The sequence below is a fragment of the uncultured Fibrobacter sp. genome (assembly GCF_937877005.1).
In the GTDB taxonomy this organism is placed as follows: Bacteria; Fibrobacterota; Fibrobacteria; order Fibrobacterales; family Fibrobacteraceae; genus Fibrobacter.
Genome location: NZ_CALEFV010000210.1, coordinates 1 through 3,243 on the forward strand (window position 1 = coordinate 1; position 3,243 = coordinate 3,243).

2 protein-coding genes are annotated in these 3,243 nt (G+C 53.1%); one reads left to right on the forward strand and one right to left on the reverse strand.

Annotated features, from left to right (window positions below):
- Positions 1 to 258 precede the first annotated feature (258 nt).
- Positions 259 to 1,461 carry a group II intron reverse transcriptase/maturase gene (ltrA, locus tag Q0628_RS09595; protein ID WP_298770484.1) on the reverse strand — a complete coding sequence of 401 codons (1,203 nt, stop codon included), beginning with the start codon at positions 1,459 to 1,461 and terminating at the stop codon, positions 259 to 261.
- Between the two features lie 755 nt (positions 1,462 to 2,216).
- On the opposite strand from ltrA, the gene Q0628_RS09600 reads away from it, so the two are divergent.
- Positions 2,217 to 3,243 (forward strand): AAA family ATPase (locus Q0628_RS09600; RefSeq protein WP_298770483.1); only part of this gene is annotated, 1,027 nt, incomplete at its 3' end.

Here is a 3,243-nt window from a genome sequence, read left to right on the forward strand (position 1 = left end):
CGCATCAGCGCAACCGCGCGGTCCTTCTCCTCGTCGTCGAGGAAGAACGCACGGTGCGCAAGCCGGCTGACAAGGTGATAGCACCTGTTCTGCTCGATAACCCTGTTCTTTCTCATGTGGACGTTATACCAAAAACTCGGCTACTGTATCAATTTTAGTAGAGTAGAGCAGAGCGCCCCTCGCCGGGTACGCCCGCCCCCTCGTCAAACCGTACGTGCAGTTTTCCCGCATACGGCTTTCCATGTGAAACTGACATTGTCACGGACGCCTTTTCCTCATCTCATACAGCCCCATTGCCTTCCATTCGTGATAATACGATTGCGCATACTTGAGCTTATACCCACGCTGGCTCGTGTGCTTCGCGAGGATGATGAGCCGATTCTGCACATAGTCGTTCACCCTGTAGAACCGCCTGTTGGGATATCCGCACAGGAAGTAGTTCGACCACCCTTTCAGAATGACGTTGAGCTTCCGAATAGTGTCACTTATCGGCATCTTGCTCATTCTTCCAAGTGTGCATTTCTTCACCTTTGCGCAAACCTTCTTGACCGACTTCATGGATGGCCCGTGCCATAGCCACTTGTCCTCGATGCCATTTTGCGTGTGGCGAACACCCCGCATGAACTTGAATTCGTAGCCGAGGAATTCCAGTGACGCAAGCCCCGCCCGCATGTCCAAGACCTTCGTCTTGTCCCTGTTAACGGTCAGCCCGAATCGTCCTTCCAGTTCGCTTTCAATCTTCCGCACGAAGTCTTCCTTGAGCTTTCTCGCGAGAATCACGAAGTCGTCCGCGTAGCGCACGATCGACATGACCTGACCGGTTGCCTTGGCGGTCAGCATGGCGCATGTCTCGAACCAATGAAGGTAGATGTTCGACAGAAGCGGTGATATAACTCCTCCCTGCGGCGTTCCCTTCCCCTTCGGATTCTTCTTCACACCGTTCGGCTCGACAATCGTGGCCTTCAGCCACTGGCGCATGAGCGCCAGCACGCTTCCGTCCGTGATGCGCTTGCGCAGTGCGAGAAAGAGCTTGTCGTGCGGTATCGTGTCGAAGTAGCTCGACAGGTCGGCGTCGTAGACCTGCGTCTCGCCGTCCTTCACCCGCTTGGCGATTCGCTCGACCGCCTGTTGCGCGTTCCGACCGGGCCTGAAGCCGAACGAGCAGTCGTGGAAGTCCGCCTCGAATATCGGCTCGACGACGAGCTTGACTGCGGCTTGGATGGTTCTGTCCCTAATGGTCGGGATTCCAAGCGGCCTCAACTTGCCGTTCGCCTTCTCGATGTAGACCCGCTTGACGGGACTTGCGCGGTAGGTCTTCGCCTTGAGCTCCTTCTGGATGCTGGTTAGAAACCCGTCCACTCCGTCCTTGTCTCGTTCGATGTCCCCGAACGTCATTCCGTCTACGCCTGGCGCACCTTTGTTCGCGCGCACTTGTTCGTACGCGCATCTGAGGACGTCCATGCGCAGCAGCTGTCCATATAGGCAATAGAACCGAAAGTTCGGTTCGGCCTTTGCTTTCCGCGACAGTTTCTCCCTGTAGAGCGCGAGTTTCGGATATCGCGGCAGACCATGCCTGCGCACAATCTCCGCAATCTCCTCTTCCGTATAGGATTTCTCAATCAATTCGGCTCCCGCTCTTCCGTTTGAAACGTTCCCTTTTGCATGTAGAGACCCTTCGCTCCACGGGCGTTGCCCCGCTTCCCCGCTACTACGGCCTCATCCGACTACTGCTTTCGCTTTCGCTATTCGCAGTCCTCCCAAGTTCCCTTGCAGAACTTTCGAAGCACGCCGCCACCTTTGCCCCGCCGCGCCCTCTCACACCTAAATCGAGTCGGTGCGGAGGTGTTGGTTTCACGCATACAGAGACGCTGACCACGCGGAAGTGATTTAACGAGGCTTTACGTAGAGTGTTCACTTGCGTTACGGCTTACTTCTTCGTCGGGCAAGACTCCCGCACATCGGTCACCCTTTGCACGGCTTGCCGTCCTAATCGTACGTCGATTTCTTTACGATGTAGCTCCTTCCGCTATTAGTTCTGCCGAGCTTCGCTTGGCGTACCTGTATCAATAAGCTCTGACCCTTCATTCCCCCAGACGTCGAATCGCTGACAAATTTCCGCAAACTCCCGAATAGAATTCCCGCAAACTCCCGAACAGAATTTCCACAAACTCCCGAATTGCATTGTACGAATGATCATTATTTGATAAAATCACGCCATGAAAAAATACAGAAAAAGAGTCGTTGATGATTTACTGGCACGCAAGCTGCTCGGCATGGGGGCGGTTTTGGTACAGGGAGCAAAATGGTGCGGGAAAACCACGACTTGCGAAGAATTTGCTAAAAGCGCCCTTTATATGGCAGATCCTGACACAAAAGAATCAAATCTGCAGATGGCCGATATAGACATAAAGGCACTTTTGAAAGGTGAAAAACCTCGATTGATAGATGAATGGCAAATCGCTCCAAAATTCTGGGACGCTGTCAGATATCATGTCGACCATTCAGATGGTTTCGGACACTTCATTCTGACTGGAAGTGCGGTGCCTCCAGACACGAAGGAAATAGCACACAGCGGCACGGGACGGATTGCCAGAGTAACCATGCGCCCCATGAGTCTTTGGGAAAGTGGAGAATCAAATGGTTCCGTATCGCTTGGTGGACTTCTTACCGGAAAAGAGTTTACATCAGTCGAATCTCCTGATCATCGGCTCGAAGATGTTGCCTTTATGGTCTGTCGTGGCGGATGGCCGCAAGCCGTCCAACAGACTGGGGAAATTGCATTGGACAGGGCGAACGACTACTATGAAGCAGTTGTTGAATCAGATGTATCACGCGTCGATGGCGTATCCCGTGCTCCATCGCGAGTGCATCGGCTTATGCGAAGCTATGCAAGACTGCAGGGAACCCAATCAAATCTATCCGTAATCAAGAAAGACATGCAAACCAATGACCGCTCTTCGCTGAATGAGGATACGGTTGCCTCTTATCTTGAGGCTCTGAAAAAGATATTTGTCGTGGAGGATATGGAAGCCTGGTGTCCGAATCTTCGGTCGAAGGCGCAAATCCGCACTACCGACACGCGTTACTTCACCGATCCGTCGATTGCCGTTGCGGCACTTGGCATTGGACCTGGAAGCCTGATGAGTGACCTGAATACATTTGGCTATCTCTTTGAGTGCCTTGCAATACGTGACCTTCGTGTATATGCATCGGCTCATGCGGGCACAGTCAGTCATTACCGTG

Excerpts from the sequence above, each read along its gene's own strand:
- ltrA (WP_298770484.1), bottom strand. The coding sequence starts at position 1,461 with ATGGACGTCCTCAGATGCGCGTACGAACAAGTGCGCGCGAACAAAGGT.